The organism is Chryseobacterium antibioticum (assembly GCF_012927325.1).
Taxonomy (GTDB): domain Bacteria; phylum Bacteroidota; class Bacteroidia; order Flavobacteriales; family Weeksellaceae; genus Chryseobacterium; species Chryseobacterium antibioticum.
Map to the genome: position 1 here is coordinate 47,975 of NZ_JABBGI010000018.1, position 22,017 is coordinate 69,991.

The window sequence follows — 22,017 nt, forward strand, 5'->3', positions numbered from 1 at the left end:
TTTTTTAAACCTGAAAGTTTTAAATGACTACTTTTTTTCAGGAACGTAATTGATGATTACTCTTTGATTGGAATTCAAATACTTTTTAGCCGCGTTCTGCAGATCCTGTCTTGTGATCGATCTGTAGATGTCAATTTCCTTATTGATCAAATTGGTGTTACCCATCAATACGTGGTTGGTTGCCAGTGAAGCTGCAATTCCCTGAATGCTTGAATTCGCATTCACAAACTGATTCTCATACTGGTTTTGAAGTTTCTGATAGTCCTCCTCAGAGATCAGACCTGTCTGTAGCTTTTTGATTTCAGCATCAATGTCAGCCTGTAAAGTCTGTTTTGTGGTCTGTCCCATTGGGATCGCAAAGAATGCGAAAATACTGTAATCTTCAAGACCCTGGTTGAAAGCCTGTACAGCAAGCGCTTTTTTATCCTGATCAACTAATTTTTTGTATAAAACAGAAGATTTTCCATTGCTCAGGTAAGAAGAAAGCATATCAAGAACATAGGCGTCTTTTTCTTTGTTAGCCGGAGTTCTGTACGCGAAAATATATGCCGGAAGCTGAATATTAGGATCCGTAGCCGTTACTTCTTTTTCCTGAGTGATAGGAGCATCTTTCGGGAAATCTTTTGGATAAAGCGTTCCTTTTTGAATTCCTCCGTAATATTCCTGAATCCATTTTTTAGTCTGCTCAGGCTTGATATCTCCCGCCACTACTAATGTAGCGTTGTTCGGAACGTAATATTTTTTATAGAAAGCCTGGAACTCTTCCAGTTTTGCAGAGTTAAGATCTTCCATAGAGCCGATTGTAGGCCAGTTGTATGGGTGATTCGTAAATAGATTTTTCTGAATAGTAGGGAAAAGGTTTCCATAAGGCTGGTTGTCCATTCTTAATCTTTTCTCCTCTTTTACAACCTCTCTCTGAGTATCTACGCCCACCTGGTTGATGACAGCGTGACGCATTCTTTCAGCTTCCATCCAAAGACCAAGCTGCTCATTGTTGGAAGGGAAAGTCTCATAATAATACGTTCGGTCATTCGTTGTGTTAGCGTTATTTTGACCTCCGTTTGAAGAAACTATCTTGAACCATTCACCTCTTTTGATGTTGGGGGTTCCTTCAAATAAAAGGTGTTCGAAGAAGTGGGCAAAACCTGTTCTTCCCTTTACTTCATCCTTTGCACCTACGTGGTACATAACACCCGCAGTCACTACCGGTGCAGAATTATCCTGATGAAGAATTACGTGAAGGCCGTTTGGCAGGTCATACTCTTCGAATTTAATTTGCTGTGCATTCAGGACCATTCCGAAGAAAGATGCTGCTGCCACAGAAAGAAGTCGCTTTTTCATAAAGTAGAAATTGTTTGTATAAATTAGTAGGGCAAACACGGTGTTTGTTACATAATTACTCTACTTTTTTTTAAATTTTTGTTTATTTGTAAAATTATTTAACTCCACTATGAGAATTTCTTATACTTTACTTTTTCTTTTCTCCTTTTTTCTGATGCAGGCACAGGAAAGATGGACGGTTACGAAAAATTTCAATGATTAAACATATTCTGATCCGGCAGAATACAACTCTTAATTTTTTTACTTTCTATAAATTAAACTCATAATTTGAATTGTCCTTTGAATACATTAATTTTGTGTTCCCAAAATTTTTTTGCAGTATGGATTATCTGAAAGGACTCAATGAATCACAATATGAAGCCGTTACCTCTCTACAGGGACCTTTGATGGTACTTGCAGGAGCCGGTTCCGGAAAAACGCGTGTACTTACCATGCGTATTGCCCACCTGATCTACAACGGTGTGGATCCTTTCAATATCCTGGCGCTGACATTTACCAATAAAGCTGCCCGCGAAATGAAAGACCGTATCGCAAAAGTGGTAGGGGACAGCAATGCAAGAAGCTTATGGATGGGGACTTTTCACTCGGTTTTTGCAAGAATCCTGAGAATTGAAGGCCATCATCTGGGCTATCCATCCAATTTTACGATCTATGACATGCAGGATGCCCTGAATGTCATCAGAAAAGTACTCAAAGACATGAATATCGATGCCGATCTTTATAAACCTAAAAAAGTTCAGGCAAGAATTTCAACATATAAAAACAACCTGATCACGGTAAAAGCTTATTTCAACAATCCTGAACTTATGGAAGCTGATGAAAAAGCGAATATGAAATTCATAGGGCAGATTTACCAGAGATATGTAGATGCCTGCTTCAAAAACGGAGCGATGGATTTTGATGATTTGTTGCTAAAAACCAATGAATTGCTGACCCGTTTTCCGGAAGTACTGGCCAAATATCAGGATAGATTCAGATACATCATGGTAGATGAGTACCAGGATACCAACCATTCCCAGTATCTTATTGTAAAAGCGCTGGCTTCAAAGTTTGAAAATATCTGCGTGGTAGGAGACGATGCACAGTCAATCTATTCCTTCCGTGGGGCGAATATTTATAACATCTTAAACTTTAAGAAAGATTATCCTGATGCGATCACGGTTTCTTTGGAACAGAATTACCGTTCGACTCAGAACATTGTGAATGCAGCCAACGTTGTCATTTCGAAAAACCTGCAGCAGTTTAAAAAGAATGTATTCAGTGATAATGAAGAAGGAGATAAGATCAAAATATACCGTTCACTTTCCGATGCTGATGAAGCCAATTTCGTAGCCGGAAATATCTGGGAGCTCAGAAATACCGACCAGAGAAAATACAGTGATTTTGCAATTTTATACAGAACGAACTCACAGACCAGAGCATTTGAAGATGCACTGAGACGTAAAAATATTCCTTACAAAGTTTACGGAGGACTTTCTTTCTACCAGAGAAAAGAAGTAAAAGACCTTATCGGTTATCTGCGTCTTCTGGTCAATGAAAACGACTCCGAGGCATTGATGAGAATCATCAATTATCCTACAAGAGGAATTGGAGAAACTACACAGAATAAGCTGATCGTTTTTGCCGATTCTCATAATGTGACCATTTCGCAGGTACTGAGTAATCTACCGCAATATGCTCCCCAATTGGGCTTAAACAATGGTGTTTTAACCAAACTGAATGATTTCTGGTCCATGATCAAGGCTTTCCAGGTATTACTGAAAACGGATACGGCTTACAGTGTTGCCATGGAAGTGGCCAAACGCACCGGACTGATCAAGTTTTTAAAAGATGACCAGACTCCTGAAGGTATTTCCCGTGTGGAGAATGTTCAGGAATTAATGAACTCTATGCAGGGATTCATTGAAGAGCAGATTCAGCTGGAAGACGGAGATCCGAGCCTTCCGAATTTCCTTGAGAATATTGCTCTTTCTGCAGATACTCAGGATAAAAATTTAGAGGAAGATATGGTTTCGTTAATGACGATTCACTTATCAAAAGGTCTGGAGTTCCCTGTGGTACACCTTGTTGGTCTTGAGGAAAACCTTTTCCCGAGCTTTATGAGTTCCGCGACGAGAGAAGACCTTGAGGAAGAAAGGCGTCTGTTTTATGTGGCCCTGACAAGAGCTGAAAAACAAGTCTTTTTCTCTTATGCTGTTTCCCGTTTCCAGTGGGGAAAGATCACCGATGCAGAACCTTCAAGATTCTTAAGTGAAATTGATGATCAATATATTGAATTCTTAAACCCTGTTCTCGAAAAGAGATTTATCAATAATACCGGGATTAAGTCCAATATTTTTGATGAACATCCTTCTGAACAGAAAGCATTCAGAAGAGTTGAAAAGAAAACCATTGACAAAGGAGACAGTTCAAAACCGGCACCGGAAGTCAGAAAACTAAAACCAGTCAGTACCGCAAAAATTATCAATCCAAGCGGAGCTTCTTCCCAGGATATTGAGGTAGGAGACAAGGTAAGACACGATCGTTTCGGAATTGGAGAGGTTTCTTTTCTGGATGGTACAGATCCACAGAACATCAAGGCTAAAGTAGTTTTCATTCATGAAGGAGAGAAAAACCTCATCCTGAAGTATGCTAAACTGACGAAAATATAATACGACATTTTTTCAGTGGAAAAAGCTGATTATCATATTTTAAAACGGATTCCATTTGGGGGTCTGTTTTTTTATTAAAACACAAATAGCACGAATGTTATGCACGAATAACACGAATGTATTTTGCGCCTTAGTGCCATTTGTGAAAGTATTGGTGTCATTCGTGTTTAAAAACAGCAATAGACCAAAACTATCTTAAATTTTCATAAAATTAAAGTCTATTAATTTTGTAGACTAGTGAATTTGCTTTACATTTGCCACTCAAAAAAACATAAACTATAAATTGATGTAAGGGTATGAAAAATAAAAAGACTATTGTATCAGCTTCCGTACTGTTTTTCCTGGGAACGTATGCTTTCGGACAGGAAAAAGAGAAGGACAGTGTGAAAACCAACACGGTAGAAGAAGTAGTGGTACTGGGCTCAAGAGCTGGGGCAAGATCAAAAATAGACAGCCCGGTTCCTGTGGATGTCTTCAATATAAAAGAATCATCCGTGATTCTTCCACAATCCAGTATAGGACAGATTTTGAATGCAGTAGCACCATCTTTTACTTCAACCATTCAAACCAATTCCGATGGAACAGACCATTTGGATCCTGCTCAGTTGAGAGGATTGGGTCCGGATCAGGTGCTGGTTTTGGTTAATGGAAAAAGAAGACACACTTCAGCATTGGTTAATGTCAATGGAACACCGGGAAGAGGAACGGTAGGAACCGATTTGAACTCGATCCCTTCATTTGCTTTAAACAGAATTGAAGTACTGCGTGACGGTGCTTCGGCTCAATACGGATCCGATGCTATTGCAGGGGTTATCAACCTTGAACTGAAAAAAGATATTGGTAAACTTACAGGTCAGGTAAGTTACGGTGGAAATCTAACCCCGACTGCCAATGACCACACCGGAAATTTCGACGGACAGAATATTCAGGTAGACCTGAACTATGGAAATAAAATAGGGAGTAAAGGTGGTTTCTATAACATCACATGGTCTTCACAGTTCAGAAATCCTACTTCAAGAGCCGGAGCCGAAAGCGGATCGATCTATAACGCCTACAATGCGATTGAAAAACGGGCTCAGAACGATGGCGTAAATCTTTCTTCTCTGTTCAGTAACATTAACAATACCCCGAATTCACAACAGCTCATTGGATACATTCATCAGTATTCGCAAGGAGTAGGGTATTTCAGTGCGCAACAACAGGCTGCGATTCAAAATACTTCGATCATTCAGGATATAAAGGATAACCAAGGGAATGTGATCCAAAAGGGGCTTCAGTCTTTGCTAAATTTCGATGTTACTGATCAGGAACTGGCTTACAGAGGACTGAGCAGAAAAGATTTCAATATGCAGGTAGGACAGTCAAAACTGAACAACCATCAGCTTTTTGCCAATATTGAAGTGCCAATTAATGATGACTGGAAAGTATACTCTTTTGGGGGTTATAGCTTCAGACACGGAACTTCAGGTGGGTTTTACAGAAAACCGAATCAAAGCAGAACGTTTACAGGACTGTATCCGGACGGTTATCTGCCTCAGATCGGAACAGATATTCAGGATCTGTCGCTTTCCGCAGGAATTAAAGGAAACTGGAACGGCTGGAATATTGACTTAAGCAATACATTCGGACAGAATTCATTCAATTATAATATTCAGGACACAGGAAATACCTCATTGCGATTTGCCTCTCCGAATGAGTTTAATGCAGGTGGTTTAAGATTCTCCCAGAACACGATCAATTTAGATTTCTCTAAAAAATATGACGTATGGAGTGGAATTAATGTGGCTTTCGGAGCAGAGCACCGTTACGAAAATTTCAAAATAACACAGGGTGATGAAGCTTCTTACACAACTTATGACGCTGCAGGAAATGTGTGGAATAACAACAGCCCGAGAGCAACGGATTTCTTTGGCAATGCACTTCCCGGAGGATCACAGGTTTTCGGAGGATTTAAGCCAGTGAATGCGATTGATAAAAACAGACAGGCTGTAGCAGCGTATGCAGATGTTGAATTTAATTTCACCAACTGGCTATTGGTAGATGCTGCGGCGAGGTATGAAAATTATTCAGATTTCGGATCTACCTTTAATTATAAACTGGCTTCAAGAATTAAAGTGGCTCCTAATTTTAATGTAAGACTGGCAGGTTCTACAGGATTCAGAGCGCCTTCTATCCACCAGATCTATTATAATGTGACGTCTACTTTGTTTACCAACAGCCAGCTTCTTGAAGTGGGAACCTTTAGTAATGATTCACAAATCGCAGGACTATTGGGAATGCCGAAACTGAAGCAGGAAACTTCTAAATCAGCCAGTGTAGGATTTACCTACAGAATTCCTGCTGCAAGTCTTACTTTTACAGCAGACGGGTATTTTACTAGAATTAATGATCGGATCATTCTTACCGACCAGTTCTTAAGATCGGATGTACCTGTTGAAGCACAGGCCGCTTTTGATGCGCAGGGAGTTAATGGAGCCCAGTTCTTTACCAACGCTATTGATACGGAAACCAGAGGAGTAGACGTGGTCATTTCCCATAATGCAAGATTTTCAGATTTAAAACTGGACAATAATTTTGCGATTAATGTTAGCGAGACCAGAAAAGTAGGAGATACTCACTCTTCAGGACTTTTGCAGTCTCCGAATCTTGAAAAAATCTATTTTTCAGAGAAATCAAGGGTGTATCTGGAAGAAGCTGTGCCAAGGGTAAAAGCAAGTTTATCTCATACGCTTTCATGGAAAAGTGCCACGGTTTATCTTAGAAATACCTATTTCGGAAAAGTGACAGGGGCAGATATCATTGATACTAATGGTGATGGAATCATAGGGTTCAACGAGCACCAGCAGATCGGAGACAAGATTATTACCGATCTTTCATTGGCCTACCAATTTACAAAAAATGTAGGTTTGACTATAGGGGTAAACAATCTTTTTGATATTTATCCTGATAAAAACCTTCCGGCATCTACCAACAATGACCAATTCATTTATTCCCGTTCTACGTCCCAGTTTGGACAAAACGGAAGATATGTATTCTCAAGACTTAATTTTAATTTTTAATTGATATCAGAAGGCGGATTCAAATTTTTGAATCCGCTTTTCTTTTAAGCTATTTCCAGGTTTTTAAATCATAGGCGCCTTCCCAGAAATGAAATTCCATTCTCGTGGACATGATAAAGGCTTCGGTCATTTTTTTTCTTATTTCCTCTGTACTGTTCTCAGCCAATCGGTCACAAATGGCAATTGCATGATCTACTGCAACGGAAAATTCATCTCCTCCGTAAGTTTCAATCCACTTTTGATAAGGATTGTTGATCGTATTTTGATTGCTGTAAATATAATCTCCGACCTCTCTGTAAATCCAGAAGCACGGTAGAACGGCTGCCACAGCAATTTCTACAGATTCTAAAGCTGCGGTACTTCTCAGGAAGTGAATATAATGATGACAGGCAGGTTCTAATGTGCCCTTATCTGTAACTCCAAAATCAATAAAATAAGATTCATGCAATGCATTTTCCACCACAATGGCGTTTTCCGCAAAGCGCATAAAGGCAAGCACATCCTGCAGATCCTGAATTTTGGCAGCAATCAGCGAAAGCGTTCTCCCAAAATGTTCAAGATATAAAGAATCCTGAGCCATATAAAACCGGAATTTCTCCTGGGGTAAAGTCCCGTCTGATAACTCTTTGATAAACGGCATGTCCAGAATAGATTGGTACCGTTCTTCTATAGTTTGCCAGGTGTGTTCAGACCATTTCATTTTTGATGAGTTTTTGAGGATTAAAAAAGTGATTAAGTGGACCGTTTCCGTGTCCTGTTTGTACGTCTTTTCCGTGTTCTATGGCTTGATAAATATAGTCTTGCCCCAAAGAAACAGAATCATATAAAGTCTTACCCTGCGCTAGGCAGGCTGCAATAGCGGATGAAAGTGTGCAGCCGGAGCCGTGGGTGTTGTTGGTGTTAAATTTTACCGTTTCAAAAGAATGAAATTTCTCATTTTCATCATAAAATAAGGAGGTGATCGTTGAGGTTTCCTGATGCCCTCCTTTCAGAAGAATACTTTTGCAGCCCAGTTTTTTTATTTCTTTTCCTGCAGCGTACAGATCTTCAAGAGTCTCTACTTTCATCTTTGCTAAAATAGCTGCTTCATCCATATTAGGCGTAATCACATCAGCAATGGGGAAAAGCTGTTCCGTGATGGCTGCTATCGTGTCCTCTTCAATCAGGCGGTGGCCGCTTGTCGCGACCATGACAGGATCAAATACAAGTGGTATTTTTTTGTATTTGCCTAAAGTTGAAACAATTGTTTCGACCAGCTGTGGAGTATGAACCATCCCGATTTTGATAGCATCAGGAAAAATATCATCCAGAATAGCTTCAATCTGGTCGGCTACGGCTTCCACAGGAATCGGATATATTTTTCTTACGCCTTGTGTATTCTGTACAGGTAAAGCAGTTAATACCGATGTTGAAAAACAGCCTAAAGCAGAAGCCGTTTTAATATCAGCCTGAATACCTGCGCCACCGCTTCCGTCAAATCCGGCGATCGTTAATACCGATGGATAAGTGTATTTTTTCATTTTAAAATTTCATTTTTTAATTGATAGGCTGCTTTTTGAGGGTCTTCGGCACTGCAAATAGCAGAAACTACGGCAAGACAGTCTGCTCCTGCATTCATCACCTCCTTTGCATTTCCTAAATGAATATGACCGATGGCTACCAAAGGTTTTTCAGTAAGCTTTCTGATCATTTTAATTCCTTCCAGTCCCCATTCTGTTATCGTATCCGTTTTGGTATCTGTTCTGAAAACAGGGCTTATTCCAAGGTAATCGGAAACTGCCGTCTGTTCATTCGCAAGCTGGGAAAGATATTCAATCGAATAGCCAATGATTTTTTGACTGAGAAGAGATTGCTGTCTTAGGTAAACAGGCGAAGCGTCGCTGTTCCCAACGTGAATGCCCGCGGCATTTACCTTTTCTGCAACCTCTGTATTATCGTTAATGATGAGTGGAATAGAATATTTATCTGTCAATTCAATAAGCTGTTGAGCTTTTGCAAGAAACGAATCCGTACTGCTGTTTTTCTCTCTCAGCTGGATCACATCGACTCCGCCAAGGATAGCCTGTTCGGCAACCTGAAGAAAATTTCTCCCCTTACAGTCAGCTTCGGAAATAACCAGATAAAGGTGATAGGGAAAAGGATTTAAGCTCATTTTCGCTCTATCTTTAAACGGTTGAAGAATTCCTGTTCAGTAATATTGTACAGTTTATCGATGAGGTTGATCTGAAGACTTCCCGGGCCTTTGCTTTCTTCAGCGGCTATTTCCCCAGCGATACCAATTAACGCCATTGCAGCAGCTACGGCCAGTACTCTATCTTCTGCAATTCCTATAAATGCACCAATTAATGCTGTAGCAGAACATCCTAGGCCTGTAACTTTAGTCATGAGCGGATGCCCGTTTTTAATAAAAATTTCCTGTTGGTTATTGAGAATAATATCTGTTTCACCGGAAATACAGACAATCGTACCGTATTGGCTCACAAGACTGCGGGCAGCATCAATAGCTTCGTTACTTTGCGCAGTGCTGTCTACTCCTTTGGTAGCGGTCGTGTTGACTTTTGCCAGCGCAATAATCTCAGAAGCATTTCCTCTGATGACCGCAGGTTGATAGGGTAAAAGTTGATTTAAAACCTGATCCCTGAAAGAAGTAGCTCCGGCGCCAACAGGATCTAAAACCCACGGCTTCCCGGTTGAATGGGCTGTTTTAGCTGCCAGGATCATAGATTCTGACCAATATTCATCCAGAGTGCCAATATTGATCACCACCGAATGCGAGATGCCAATCATTTCCTGAATTTCAGATTTTGCATGCGCCATAATAGGAGAGGCTCCTGCAGCCAAAAGAGCATTGGCCGTATTGTTCATCACCACATAATTGGTGATATTATGAACAAGAGGAGATTTCTGTCTGACAAGCTGTACCAGTTCCCAAAGAATTTTTTCCATTATTATCATTTAAAATAAAAATAGCTTCAGGAAAAATCCAAAACAAAAAGTACACTGCGAACAATGTCATTTTGCTTTTCCCTACGTCGGTGTTAGCCGTATCAGGTTCAAAGGGACTCTCTCAATTCTTTTCAGAATACCCCTAAAGCAAAACAAATGTATAAAAATTATCAGAGCATGCAAAAACTCACAAGGATTATCTTTCTACAAGCTCTTTCACAGGCTCTCCGTAATAATCTGTTACTGTGGTTTTGATCTGCAAGAGCTGATACCACTTTATAAATGCTCCAATGAATACAATCAACATCAGAACCATAGCTGTTACGGCTAACGCTGCCAGCAGATATTGTTCTTTGGGAAGATAGATTGCAGTGACCTGGATATAACCCGCCCAAAAGGTGATTCCAGCCATAAAAACTCCTGGAATTGCTGAACATAATGCATATTTCCCCCTGTTCATTCGGATCAGCATCGTTGTACAGACAATAAGTCCGCAGGCTGCCAGTAATTGATTACTGATTCCAAATAATGGCCAGATACTGCTTACATTACCAGTAAATACCAAATATCCCCAAGCAAAGGTAAATAAGAGACTGCTGATAATAATTCCGGGAATCCAGTTTTTATCATTGAATTTAGGAATCACAGAACCCAGCATTTCCTGTAAGAAGAAACGGCCTACTCTTGTTCCGGCATCAATAGCAGTAAGAATGAACACCGCTTCAAACATGATGGCGAAATTATACCAGTAAGCAGTCAGTTGATCCATGTACGGGATTTTATTGAAAATATGGGCCATTCCCACCGCTAAGGACACCGCTCCACCTGTTCTTCCGTGAAGTTCAATGCCTATTTTTTGTGAATAATAATCGATGTCTACCCCGTGCAGAGCAGGATGGGCTGCCAGGAAGGCGTCATAAGATTCCTTCGGCGTATTGATGGCAAAATAATCACCGGGCATTAAGGTACATGCTGCGATCAAAGCCATTAAAGCGACAAAGCCTTCTACAAGCATCGCTCCATAACCCACAAAAAGGATTTCTTTTTCTTTGTTAAGCATCTTAGGCGTTGTTCCGGTTGCAATGACTGCGTGAAACCCTGAAATCGCTCCACAGGCAATCACGATAAAAATAAAAGGAAGTACAGGACCGCCGATAACGGGTCCTCCACCATTCACGAATTCTGTAAGGGCAGGCATCTGGATCGTTGGATGAATGACAATTACACCCACAGCAAGCATAATGATCGTTCCTATTTTCAGATAGGTTGAAAGATAATCTCTCGGTACAAGAAGCAGCCAAACAGGAAGTACAGAAGCCAGGAAACCATACAATGGGATAGCAATCGAAATGGTTTTTATATCCCATGTAAACAGGTTATTCATCGTTTCGTTTTGCATTAAACTGTGGCCACCAATGATTCCGGCAATTAATAGTATACCTCCCAAAATACTGGCGAAAAGCACACTGTTTTTTCTATATCTCATGATGAGCCCCATGATCACTGCAATAGGCATTGTGATCACAACGGTAAAAAGAGACCAGGAAGCCTCATGCATTGCATTGATACAGGCCAATGATAAACCGGCCAATGTAAGAATCAGAATGAATAATATAGCAAAACCGGCAACCGTTCCTGTAGTCTTTCCAATTTCCTTAGAAGCAATAGTAGCAAGGCTCTGTCCTTTATGTCGTACAGAAGCGAATAAAACGACCATATCATGTACACCACCGCCTAAAACACATCCGATAAGGATCCACAGTGCGCCGGGAAGATACCCAAACTGAGCAGCCAGAACGGGTCCAACTAGTGGTCCGGCTGCGGCAATGGCAGCAAAATGATGCCCAAAAAGAACATTTTTGTTGGTGGCTACATAATCTTTTCCGTCTGCAAATTCTACGGCAGGCGTTGTATTTTGATCGTTAAGCCGGAGTACTTTATTGGCAATGAAAATACCGTAAAAACGGTAAGCGATCGCAAAGATCAGTACCGATACAAATATTAGAGTGAGTGCATTGGTGTTATTCAGAAAATCCATACCATTTGTTTTTTAAGAATGAATAATTAAAAATATTGGATATTTTGTTAAGAATAATTTAAACAAAAGCCAAGTTAATTATTTTAGGCATAAAAAATGATGATATGTATACTAATTTAGCAAATTTGTGTTTTACAGTTTATTTTTATAATGTATGGTGTTGATTTATAATTTAATATCGTATTGTGTGATTATAAATGTATATTAAATGTTATTTTACTAATTCATCAAAAAGTTTATCAAAAGTCTTTTCCAGGTCTTTGGATTTTCCCGGATGAGGTCTTGAAGTCTGAACTACAGAACTTCTTACGGCCGTCAGCCATCGGAAACGCTCCGGAATATCCATCAGGGCGATGGGACCTCCTTCTTTGTCACCGTTTGCGATTTTTTGGAAGCTTTCCAAGTTCTGGATAATATCATCATAATCAATTTTGCTGTGCATCAGCCTGAATTTATCCTGACACAAGTAGAATTCCACGCGGATAAATTTCTCTTTTTTGGAGAACATCACGAGTCCGATGTTGAAAAATTCTTCTCTTTCAACTTTCGGTACCAAGCGTATGACGGCGTATTCGTATATTTTATCCTCTTGCATTTTTCGCTTCGTTTACAAAGATTTGAGAATTTTCTAACCTGGTTTTCATGAACTGGAAATAGACCTCACGGATCTCTTCCGGTGTTTCGTCTGCATCATTCCATTGGAGCCAGTCTTCAGGAATTAAATTGACGATTTCCCTGAATAATGTATCATTCAATACTTGGTGGGCAAACTGATCAGCTTCATCCAACCTATTGGCTTTTGGAAGCAGGACGTGATCTTTCACATATTTGAAAGGTGTTTTGGCTGCTGCATCAAAATTCTGCCACGAATGGTGGAAATAAAATGATGCTCCATTGTCGATGACCCAAAGCTCCTTATGCCACATCAGGAGATTCGTATTTCTGAAAGTACGGTCGATATTGGTGATGAATGCATCCAGCCAGACAATCTTTGAGGCCAGAACCGGATCAATCTTTACGCCAGGATCATAGGTGATAGAACCTGAAAGATAATGAAGTCCCAGATTCAGTCCTTCTGAAAATTTCAGCAATTCCTGGATTTCCTCATCAGCTTCCGTTCTTCCAAAGTCAACATCCAGGTTCACGAATACCAACTCCGGGATCTTCAATCCTAAAGCTTCTGTGATCTTACCACCCAGAAGTTCGGAGATCAGCATTTTTACTCCGTGGCCTGCGCCGCGAAATTTCAGTACATATTTAAAATCATCATCAGCTTCTGCCAAAGCAGGAAGAGATCCACCTTCCCTCAGGGGCAGGATGTAACGCATGACGGTTACCGTTCTTAAATCCAGCATACCGCAAAATTAAGGTTATTTTTTGATAACTTGTGATCTGTGCGAGCGGGAACGAAAATAAGATTAAAACAAAAGGGCTAAGGATTTTTTCATTAATTTAGATTCGTATGAAATACCACAAACAGTACATAAAAGTTTTAATTGTATGAAATTGATAAAAGATAGTAACATAAAGCTTGAAAACCCTGAGACCAGAGATTTTCTGGCTGATGCATTGTATCCTGAAACTGATGAAAAATTACCGTTGGTGATCTTTGTTCACGGTTACAAAGGTTATAAAGACTGGGGTGCCTGGAATCTGATGGCAGAAAAGTTTGCGGAAGCTGGCTTTTTCTTTGTGAAATTTAATGCTTCCCATAACGGAACTACTGTTGAAGATCCGAATAATTTTGCTGATCTGGATGCTTTCGGGAACAACAATTATTCTAAGGAACTTTCCGATCTTGGTGTTGTCATTGATCATTTTGTGAAAAATTCTCATGTAGATGATCAGAAAATAATTCTGATCGGGCATAGCAGAGGAGGAGGAATCTCCATTGTAAAGACATCTGAAGATGAAAGGATCAATGGTTTGATTACACTGGCCAGCGTAGATAGTCTGGAACGGTTCCCAAAAAATGAAGCTCTGGAAAACTGGAAAAAAGAAGGCGTCTATTATGTGCTGAACGGGCGTACCAAACAGGAGATGCCACATTACTATCAGTTTTATGAAGATTTTGAGAATCATATTCACCGTTTTGACGTGGAAAGAGCGACAGAAATGGCAAAAGCTTATGTATTGATTATTCATGGAACCCAGGATGAAAGTGTAAGTGTAACAAATGCAGAACATCTTCACCTTCTCAATCCCAATTCAGAATTGTTCTTAGTTGAAAATGCAGATCACACGTTTGGATCAAAAGAACCGTGGACGGAAAAAGAACTTCCGGAAAATTTGAAAATCGTAACTGAAAAATGCATTGATTTCATCAATAAAAATTTGAAGTAAAGTTAATAATGGAATAAATTTTGAGGATTAACGTTCTAATTATTAATCACATTTTTAAATTATTATGAAAAAATTGATCGTAGGCGCATGTGCGTTCTCATTATTCGCTGTAATCTCATGCAAAAAGGAAGCAAAAGCGGACGTATCTTCTACCGGTACAGATTCTTTGGCGACAACAATGCCTAAGGATTCTGTAACCACACCAAAAACAGACTCCGTAACTTCAACACCTGCAACAGCTTCCACAGATAATATCCTGACTAAAAATACGGGGAAATATCCTAATGATATTAAACTGTTTGAAGATAAAAGTTTTGCCAACAGAGTTAAAAAACTTACCGGAGCACAATATGATGAAATGCTTAAAAATTTCAACGTAGAATCTCCTATTGTATCTGAAAATGGAATCTATAAAGTAACAGGCTGTAAACAACACGACTGCCCCGGATATTTAACATCAATCTTTTATGATTCCAAAAATGACAACCTGAATGTGTCTATTGATAAAAACGGGAAAGTAGCGGATTTTGCTGAGAAAGGGAAAATTACAGTTACTGAAGCATTAAAGTCTAAGTAACCCCAAACAAGAAAAACTGTGTTATCATTGGGAGTATAAAACCCTGCAAATTGGATAAACGACAAAGAACCAGACTTCTACTTAAAACAGTTAGATTGTAAGTTTAGCGTCTTTGCGAATTCCAACACTATAAAGTAGCAGATTTTTTTTTAACGCAAAGTTTTAAGATCAGGATTACTTATTTAGGAAAGCAAAGGATTAATCAACAAGTTGATTGGATGAAGCGAACTGACGAGTAGTTACATTTTACAGCTAAGAAAATAAATAAAAACCAGCCTACGTTAGGCTGGTTTTGTTTTGTGGAATTATTGTATAGTTAAAAGCGTCCAGGCTTCATCAATCTTACTTTGCAACAGTAATTTCTGAGCGTTTGTATGAACGTTTTCATCTGCATGGAAATCTCCTGCGGGAAGTACCTCTACATTGGCAAGCATTCCCAAATCATTTCCTGTAAATATTTTACTGTATTTGATGGAGTTAGGAAGAAGATCAAACCCGATTCCTTTTGTGACCAAAGGTTTCGGAACCTCAAAAAGGCTGTTCTCATTGCTTCTCGAATATAAATTGCCTCCTAAACGGGCCACCATATCCAGTTTTTGCTGATCTAAATTTCCTGCTTCATTCAGATATTCTTCCCTGATATGAATTTTCTGAACCTCACAGATCACCAGATTTCCTGCTCCGCCCTGGTCTCCCAGAGATTTTACTTCTAACACTTTGCATTCAAAGTTTACGGGACATTCTTCAATCAGTTTGGGCTGTACCAGATCCGCATCTTTCATGGTCAGTCCGGATTTGATGAATTCATTCACTCCGGTTTCGTATTCTGTAGAAGCTAAAGAGATCTGCTGTACAATGGGAAAATTCACTGTTCCAATGACTACTTCAGGAACTTCCAGAACATTTTCCAGAGTATGTTTAGTGGTATTGTCACGTACTCTCCTGGATGGTGAAAAAATCAAAATCGGAGGAACCGTACTGAACATATTAAAAAAACTGAATGGTGATAAATTAATAGTTCCGTTTTTATCTACCGTAGATGCCAGGGCAATCGGACGCGGCGACACGGCAGTCTGCATAATGGTCTGAAGCTGTACGGGGGATAATTCGGATGGGATAACTGTTTTCATTGTTTATTATTAACCACAAAAGTCACAAAAGTTTTTTAAGTAAAATCAATAGTTTTTAAAGTTCAAAAAAGCATATTGTAATACTTATTTATAATAGTTTCCTGGCCTTCATGATACAAGTTTTTTACATTAAAATTGACTAAGATTCCTTTGGGTTTCTTCATTAAATTAATATAATTTAGAATTTGAGAGCGGTGAATATCATTGAATTCCACAACCGATTTTAATTCGACAACAATTAGATCTTCAACAAGGAAGTCACAAAAAAAGTCGCATTTTATTTCTTTTCCTTTATAGACTACAGGAACTTTCAGTTCAGATTTAAAATTAATGTTTCTTAATCTGAATTCTTCTTCTAGACATTTATGATATACACTTTCTAATAAACCGGCGCCTAAAATTTTGTGAACTTCTATGCAGGCGCCGTTTATTTTGTATGTCAGATCAGTTAAATATGACTGTGTGACCATGTAAATCTTTTGTGACTAAAGTATTTAAACCGTTGGAATAATTTTACCGGAAACTTCACCGAAACCTACTCTTATACCGTCTTTTTCAGACCATGCTTTCATGGTAACGGTGTCGTTATCTTCGATGAATTTTCTTTCCTGACCGTCTTTCAACTGTAAAGGATTTTGGCCTTTCCAAGTCAGTTCCAGCATAGATCCGAAAGATTTTGGATCGCTTCCTGAAATAGTTCCGCTGGCATATAAATCTCCAACTTCCACATTACATCCGTTGATCGTATGATGTGCCAGTTGCTGAGTCATGTTCCAGTACATGAATTTATAGTTACTTTCTGAAATCAGGTTCTCTTCGCCGTTCTCAGGTTGTAAATACACTTCAAGATTGATGTCATAATTTTTATCGCCTTCAAACTGTAAATAGTCTAAAACTTCAGGATCCTGTTTTGGAGAAGCTGTTCTGAATGGCTCCAGTGCTTCCAGTGTAACTACCCATGGAGAAATAGATGAACCGAAGTTTTTGCCAAGGAAAGGTCCCAGTGGAACATATTCCCAAGCCTGGATATCTCTTGCTGACCAGTCATTGAATACCACCATTCCGAAGATCGCCTCTTCAGCATCCTTTGTGGAAATACTTTCGCCCATATCCGAATTTCTGTTTAGAATAAAGGCCATTTCCAGTTCAAAATCCAGTTGCTTGCTTGGTCCGAAAACTGGTTTTTCTGCATCTGCAGGTTTTGTCTGACCTTTAGGACGGTTAATGTCCGTTCCTGAAACTACAATGGAGGAAGCTCTTCCATGGTAACCTACCGGAAGATGTTTCCAGTTGGGAAGTAAAGCATTTTCCGGGTCGCGGAACATTTTTCCTACGTTTGTTGCGTGTTCGATGCTGCTGTAAAAATCTGTGTAATTCGCGATGTGTACAGGCATCATCATTTTTACTTTGTCGAGATCATAGAATGCATCTACAATAGTTTTTTCGTCTTTAGACAAAATTGAGCCTTCTTGCAGAAGCTCCTGGATTCTGGTACGTACTGCGTTGGTAACCGGTTTTCCAAGTTCGATAAACTCGTTGAGTGTATACGCTTCAAAAACATTATCGTCTAATCCTTTAATGTTTTCAAAATAGCCAAGATCGTACAGAGTGGCAAGATCTACTACCTGATCTCCGATTCTTGTACAGCATCCGATATATTCTTTGTTAAAAACTGTTACTCCGAAAGGAATATTATGTATAGAAAAATCTGAATCCGAAGAATATTCTACAAATGATTTCATAAAGTTTTAGAATTAAATTAAGTTGTAAGATAACAAATCTACAGAGATCTGCTATCCTGATTTGATGTCTGTGGGAATTTATTTCGCTTTGGAATAAGAAGCCTCATCTATCCATCTGTCTTTTGTATTGACATCAATAAGATACAGAATATCGTCTTGCTTGGTGAGCAGTAAAGTTTTAGTCACAGGCATCGGAACTTTTTTGTTTTCAAGCTTATCTGCCCTAAGGGAAACGATATTTTTTCTTCTGACAATGTCGCCGGTAAAAACGTTTGAACTGCTTTCTCCGGTAGCTTTATCATCAAAAACTTCTACATAGGTAGCCTGGTTTCCTTTAATAACAATAAAATCTCTTTCCGTGTGATCTTCTGCATCTTTAATGAAGACAAACTTCTTGTTGTCAATATTTTCATTTTCAAGATGTTGATTGATACCTTTTCTTTCTTCCAGGCGGTTAAGGATTTCATTAAGGCTTCCATATTGAGCATTAAGTCCCAATGTTCCAAAAAATAAAATCCCCATTAAAATTTTTCTCATAATATGTGTTTTTAAAAAAAAGTTTTGTCAAGACTTTTCATCCTGACAAAACTCGTACTGTATTGTAAAATTAAAGATTTCCTCTTCTGTCTTGCTCTCTTTCCAGTGCTTCGAACAATGCTTTAAAATTTCCGGCACCAAAACTCTGTGCACCGTGTCTTTCAATGATCTCGAAGAACAGGGTAGGACGGTCTTCTACAGGCTTCGTAAAGATCTGAAGTAAGTATCCTTCTTCATCATGATCAATAAGGATGCCTAAGTCCTGTAATTTTTTAAGATCTTCATCAATATGGCCAACTCTTTCAGGAACCATATCATAATAAGCTTCTGGTGGAGCTGAAAGGAATTCTACACCACGTTTCTTCAATTCAGTAACGGTGTGGATGATATCCCTTGTCGCTACAGCGATGTGCTGTACACCTTCTCCTTCATAGAAATCAAGATATTCTTCTACCTGAGATTTCTTTTTACCTTCTGCCGGTTCGTTGATCGGGAATTTTGCAAATCCGTTTCCGTTTGACATTACTTTAGACATCAATGCAGAATATTCCGTATTGATTTGCTTGTCGTCAAAAGAAAGGATGTTCACAAAGCCCATTACTTTTTCGTACCATTCTACCGTAGGGATCATTCTGTTCCAGTCTACATTTCCTACACAGTGGTCTACATATAATAAACCAGCGTCTTCAGGATTGTAAGCACTTTCCCATTTTTCATACCCGGGCATGAAAGCTCCTTTGTAATTTTTTCTTTCGATGAACATGTGGATTGTCTCTCCGTATGTATAAATTCCGGACATTCTTACCTCACCTTGCTCATCTGTTAAAGTTACAGGCTCCAAATAGGGTTTTCCGCCTCTCTTGGTAGTTTCTTCAAAAGCTTCGTAAGCGTCATCTACCCAAAGTGCCAAAATTTTCACTCCATCACCGTGTTTTTTTACGTGTTCGCTGATAGGTGAATCGGATTTAAGCCCTGTTGTTAATACCAATCTTATCTTCCCCTGTTGAAGAACATAAGAAGCGCGGTCCCTTACTCCTGTTTCAGGACCAGCATATGCTACAGACTGAAAACCGAAAGCGGTTTTGTAATAATGAGCAGCCTGTTTAGCATTTCCTACATAAAACTCAATGTAATCTGTACCGTTGATCGGCAAGAAATTCTCAGCTTGAGCAATTTTTTCGGCAAATGTAAGTGTTGACATATTTCTATTTTTACTTTTATTTTAATGGTATGCAAATTACAAAAATCTTATAAATAGCGAAAGTATTCAAATGGATTCCTTGAATATACTTAACATAAAGTTAAAGAAGAGTTCATTTAAGTATATTTAAGTTTAATTATAATGAAATTGGATGTCTACATTTGTTAATACAAAGAACAAGTGGAAAAAAAATATTTTCGAAAACAGGAAAGCCGTAGAATTTTCTACGGCTTTTCTTATTGTTCTGTATCTACTTTTCTGTTAAGTCTTCCTGCATCAGGATTATAATTATCCCAAATCTTCCAGACATTGTCTATTTTACGGATAAAATAGATCTGGGTATTGAGCTGATTAACGAAATGTTCTTCGCCCGTTTCGCCTACTTTGAACAAAAGATTCCAGAATTCCTGGGTCTCCAGTATTTTCTTGTCTGGCTCATCTGTAACAAGATGAATATCAAAAACTTCATAGTTTGAACGGTTGTTTTTGGTCACCAGCTGAAAGTCTCTTTCACATAATTCTCTGCTGAACTGTGAAGTTCTTTCTAAAAATGGAGAACCGTTAAATACCAGTTCTTTAAAAAATTCCGTTTTATGTTCCGGAAAATGTTTGTAGAATTCAAAAGCGGTAGCGCAATAGTCATACACCATTTTCGTGAGAAATTCAAGACCGTCTCCTAATTCCTTCTCGTTATTTTTAAGTTTTACAGATTGTATGTAGTTATTTAAATCTTTGTAACCGAGGAAAATGCAAATTTTGTCCAGTGTTTTCAGGAACCGGAGATCATTATGGGTTTTGTCCTGATAATCATTTTCGAAAAAGCGTTGCAAAGTAACGTGCGATATCGTATTTCCTATTTCAAATTTTTTCCCGCCTTTCAGTTCTTCAGCGTCAGATAATTCATCTTTTATAATTTCAGAAAGAATAATATAATGGCTTCTTTTCCATTCACTTACATTCCCCAAAACAGAATTCCTTACTTTTAAATGCTTTTCAACTTCTTCCCGTATCGAATTATATATCGTTTTCAATTTCCCTTGGTTTTAAATGAGTTTATCAAAAACACTGCCAAAATGTTAAAGCTTTTTTAAGATTTGTATTGTTTTCGTTAATAACGTCTTGGCTAAATTCATGAAAAATAGTCACCGTGAAACCATTAGATTATTGTTTAAAACGTTCATAGGCAGCTCTCTCCAGCATTTCCCTGTCATCAGGATGTGCAATGCTGATCAGTTCCTGAGCTCTCTGTCGGAGGTTTTTACCGTATAAATAAGCCGTACCATATTCTGTCACTACATAATGAATATGTCCTCTTGTGGTCACAACTCCGGCGCCCTGTTTAAGATAAGGAACAATTCTTGAGATTCCTTTTTTAGTTCTCGACGTGATGGCGATGATCGGTTTTCCGTCTTCACTCAACGCTGCCCCTCTCATAAAGTCCATTTGGCCTCCGATTCCACTGTATTGTAACGTTCCGATAGAATCCGCACAAACCTGACCTGTAAGATCAATTTCAATGGCAGAGTTGATGGCTACCATCTTTTTGTTTCTCATGATATTGATCGGGAAGTTCACATTGCTCACATCTTTAAAATCAAAAACCGTATTGTCATCTACATAATCATAGAGCTTTCTGGTTCCAAAACAAAAACTTGTGATTGTTTTATTATCATTGTAGCCCTTGTATTTATTGTTAATAACGTCATTTTGAATCAGATCAATCACTCCGTCACTCAGCATTTCGGTGTGTACACCCAGGTCTTTGTGATTTGTTAAGCACTTTAAAACAGCATCAGGAATCGTTCCGATCCCCATTTGAAGAGTAGATCTGTCATCAATCAGTTCAGCTACATTTTTACCAACAAGCATTTCTACTTCACCCACTTTTGAACCATAATCTACGGTAGGAAGTTCTTCTTCATGCCACACCAGCTTATGAATTCTGCTGATATGGATCATTCCGTCTCCATGCGTTCTTGGCATCAGAGGGTTTACGATAGCTACGATGAGTTTTGCCGTGTCCACTGCTGCTCTTGCTACATCTACAGAGGTTCCAAGGGTACAGAAACCATGTTTATCTGGCGGCGAAACGGTTACTAAAGCCACATCCAATGGCAATATATTTTTTCTGAATAAAATAGGGATTTCGCTTAGGAAAACAGGAACAAAATCACCCCTTTCTGAATTCACCGCATCCCGCACAGGAGTTGATACGAATAGAGAATTAACAAAGAAATTATCCTTGTATTGAGGTTTGGCAATTTCCACATTTCCCTGCTGGGTAATGGAAACCATTTCCACATTTTCCAGACGGTGAGACTGTCTTGCCAGCTCATCAATAAGATAATTCGGAGTACATGCACTTCCGTGGAAAAATACGCGGTTTCCGCTTTTTACAGTATATATGGCTTCTTCTGCACTAATATAATTGTACATAATGAAATTTTTTTAT

The 22,017-nt window shown here is 38.9% G+C and carries 19 protein-coding genes and 1 riboswitch; of the genes, 4 read left to right on the forward strand and 15 right to left on the reverse strand.

The window, feature by feature from the left end:
• Positions 1 to 27: 27 nt before the first annotated feature.
• A complete protein-coding gene (locus tag HHL23_RS14620) occupies positions 28 to 1,341 on the reverse strand; it encodes a M16 family metallopeptidase (protein ID WP_169235532.1) in 1,314 nt (437 codons plus the stop codon).
• A 320-nt stretch (positions 1,342 to 1,661) separates the two neighbouring features.
• On the opposite strand from HHL23_RS14620, the gene HHL23_RS14625 reads away from it, so the two are divergent.
• Together HHL23_RS14625 and HHL23_RS14630 are read left to right on the forward strand one after the other, a co-directional pair.
• Entirely contained in the window at positions 1,662 to 3,992 is a 2,331-nt protein-coding gene (locus HHL23_RS14625) for an ATP-dependent helicase (RefSeq protein ID WP_169235533.1), read from the forward strand.
• 296 nt (positions 3,993 to 4,288) lie between these two features.
• Complete coding sequence (locus HHL23_RS14630; protein WP_169235534.1) at positions 4,289 to 7,051, forward strand: TonB-dependent receptor plug domain-containing protein; 2,763 nt, start codon at positions 4,289 to 4,291, stop codon at positions 7,049 to 7,051.
• Between the two features lie 49 nt (positions 7,052 to 7,100).
• Here the strand turns inward: HHL23_RS14630 and tenA are convergent, their stop codons facing one another.
• The 7 genes from tenA to HHL23_RS14665 all read right to left on the reverse strand — a co-directional run bounded on the left by tenA (position 7,101) and on the right by HHL23_RS14665 (position 13,390).
• Entirely contained in the window at positions 7,101 to 7,751 is a 651-nt protein-coding gene (gene tenA, locus HHL23_RS14635; protein WP_169235535.1) for a thiaminase II, read from the reverse strand.
• Positions 7,738 to 8,571 (reverse strand): bifunctional hydroxymethylpyrimidine kinase/phosphomethylpyrimidine kinase, encoded by an 834-nt coding sequence (thiD, locus tag HHL23_RS14640; RefSeq protein WP_169235536.1) that lies wholly within the window; start codon positions 8,569 to 8,571, stop codon positions 7,738 to 7,740. The genes tenA and thiD overlap by 14 nt, the downstream gene beginning before the upstream one ends.
• Positions 8,568 to 9,203, reverse strand: coding sequence for a thiamine phosphate synthase (thiE, locus tag HHL23_RS14645; protein ID WP_169235537.1), 636 nt, complete (start codon positions 9,201 to 9,203; stop codon positions 8,568 to 8,570). The genes thiD and thiE overlap by 4 nt, the downstream gene beginning before the upstream one ends.
• A complete protein-coding gene (gene thiM / locus HHL23_RS14650; RefSeq protein WP_185194878.1) occupies positions 9,200 to 9,997 on the reverse strand; it encodes a hydroxyethylthiazole kinase in 798 nt (265 codons plus the stop codon). Before thiM ends, thiE begins: the two co-directional genes overlap by 4 nt.
• Before the next feature lie 61 nt (positions 9,998 to 10,058).
• A riboswitch (TPP riboswitch) is annotated at positions 10,059 to 10,151 on the reverse strand.
• A 42-nt stretch (positions 10,152 to 10,193) separates the two neighbouring features.
• A complete protein-coding gene (locus HHL23_RS14655) occupies positions 10,194 to 12,035 on the reverse strand; it encodes a carbon starvation CstA family protein (protein ID WP_169235538.1) in 1,842 nt (613 codons plus the stop codon).
• Positions 12,036 to 12,246: 211 nt separating this feature from the next.
• The gene (locus HHL23_RS14660) at positions 12,247 to 12,630 is read right to left on the reverse strand and encodes a DUF3037 domain-containing protein (protein WP_169235539.1); all 384 of its coding nucleotides are present in this window, start codon (positions 12,628 to 12,630) and stop codon (positions 12,247 to 12,249) included.
• The gene (locus HHL23_RS14665) at positions 12,617 to 13,390 is read right to left on the reverse strand and encodes a HipA family kinase (RefSeq protein ID WP_169235540.1); all 774 of its coding nucleotides are present in this window, start codon (positions 13,388 to 13,390) and stop codon (positions 12,617 to 12,619) included. The genes HHL23_RS14660 and HHL23_RS14665 overlap by 14 nt, the downstream gene beginning before the upstream one ends.
• Before the next feature lie 145 nt (positions 13,391 to 13,535).
• On the opposite strand from HHL23_RS14665, the gene HHL23_RS14670 reads away from it, so the two are divergent.
• Together HHL23_RS14670 and HHL23_RS14675 are read left to right on the forward strand one after the other, a co-directional pair.
• On the forward strand, positions 13,536 to 14,378 hold the full coding sequence (locus HHL23_RS14670; RefSeq protein ID WP_169235541.1) for an alpha/beta hydrolase family protein: 843 nt from the start codon (positions 13,536 to 13,538) through the stop codon (positions 14,376 to 14,378).
• A gap of 64 nt (positions 14,379 to 14,442) precedes the next feature.
• Positions 14,443 to 14,955 carry a hypothetical protein gene (locus HHL23_RS14675; protein WP_169235542.1) on the forward strand — a complete coding sequence of 171 codons (513 nt, stop codon included), beginning with the start codon at positions 14,443 to 14,445 and terminating at the stop codon, positions 14,953 to 14,955.
• 305 nt (positions 14,956 to 15,260) lie between these two features.
• Here HHL23_RS14675 and HHL23_RS14680 read toward each other — a convergent pair whose 3' ends face one another.
• The 7 genes from HHL23_RS14680 to HHL23_RS14710 all read right to left on the reverse strand — a co-directional run bounded on the left by HHL23_RS14680 (position 15,261) and on the right by HHL23_RS14710 (position 22,001).
• Positions 15,261 to 16,085 carry a flavin reductase family protein gene (locus HHL23_RS14680; protein WP_169235543.1) on the reverse strand — a complete coding sequence of 275 codons (825 nt, stop codon included), beginning with the start codon at positions 16,083 to 16,085 and terminating at the stop codon, positions 15,261 to 15,263.
• A gap of 62 nt (positions 16,086 to 16,147) precedes the next feature.
• Positions 16,148 to 16,555, reverse strand: a complete 408-nt coding sequence (locus HHL23_RS14685) for a GxxExxY protein (RefSeq protein ID WP_169235544.1) — start codon at positions 16,553 to 16,555, stop codon at positions 16,148 to 16,150.
• Positions 16,556 to 16,579: 24 nt separating this feature from the next.
• On the reverse strand, positions 16,580 to 17,827 hold the full coding sequence (gene fahA / locus HHL23_RS14690; protein WP_169235545.1) for a fumarylacetoacetase: 1,248 nt from the start codon (positions 17,825 to 17,827) through the stop codon (positions 16,580 to 16,582).
• 78 nt (positions 17,828 to 17,905) lie between these two features.
• A complete protein-coding gene (locus HHL23_RS14695) occupies positions 17,906 to 18,364 on the reverse strand; it encodes a hypothetical protein (RefSeq protein WP_169235546.1) in 459 nt (152 codons plus the stop codon).
• 70 nt (positions 18,365 to 18,434) lie between these two features.
• Positions 18,435 to 19,565, reverse strand: a complete 1,131-nt coding sequence (gene hppD, locus HHL23_RS14700; protein ID WP_169235547.1) for a 4-hydroxyphenylpyruvate dioxygenase — start codon at positions 19,563 to 19,565, stop codon at positions 18,435 to 18,437.
• Between the two features lie 236 nt (positions 19,566 to 19,801).
• On the reverse strand, positions 19,802 to 20,596 hold the full coding sequence (locus tag HHL23_RS14705) for a hypothetical protein (RefSeq protein ID WP_169235548.1): 795 nt from the start codon (positions 20,594 to 20,596) through the stop codon (positions 19,802 to 19,804).
• Between the two features lie 130 nt (positions 20,597 to 20,726).
• Entirely contained in the window at positions 20,727 to 22,001 is a 1,275-nt protein-coding gene (locus HHL23_RS14710; protein WP_169235549.1) for an acetyl-CoA hydrolase/transferase family protein, read from the reverse strand.
• Positions 22,002 to 22,017: the final 16 nt, after the last annotated feature.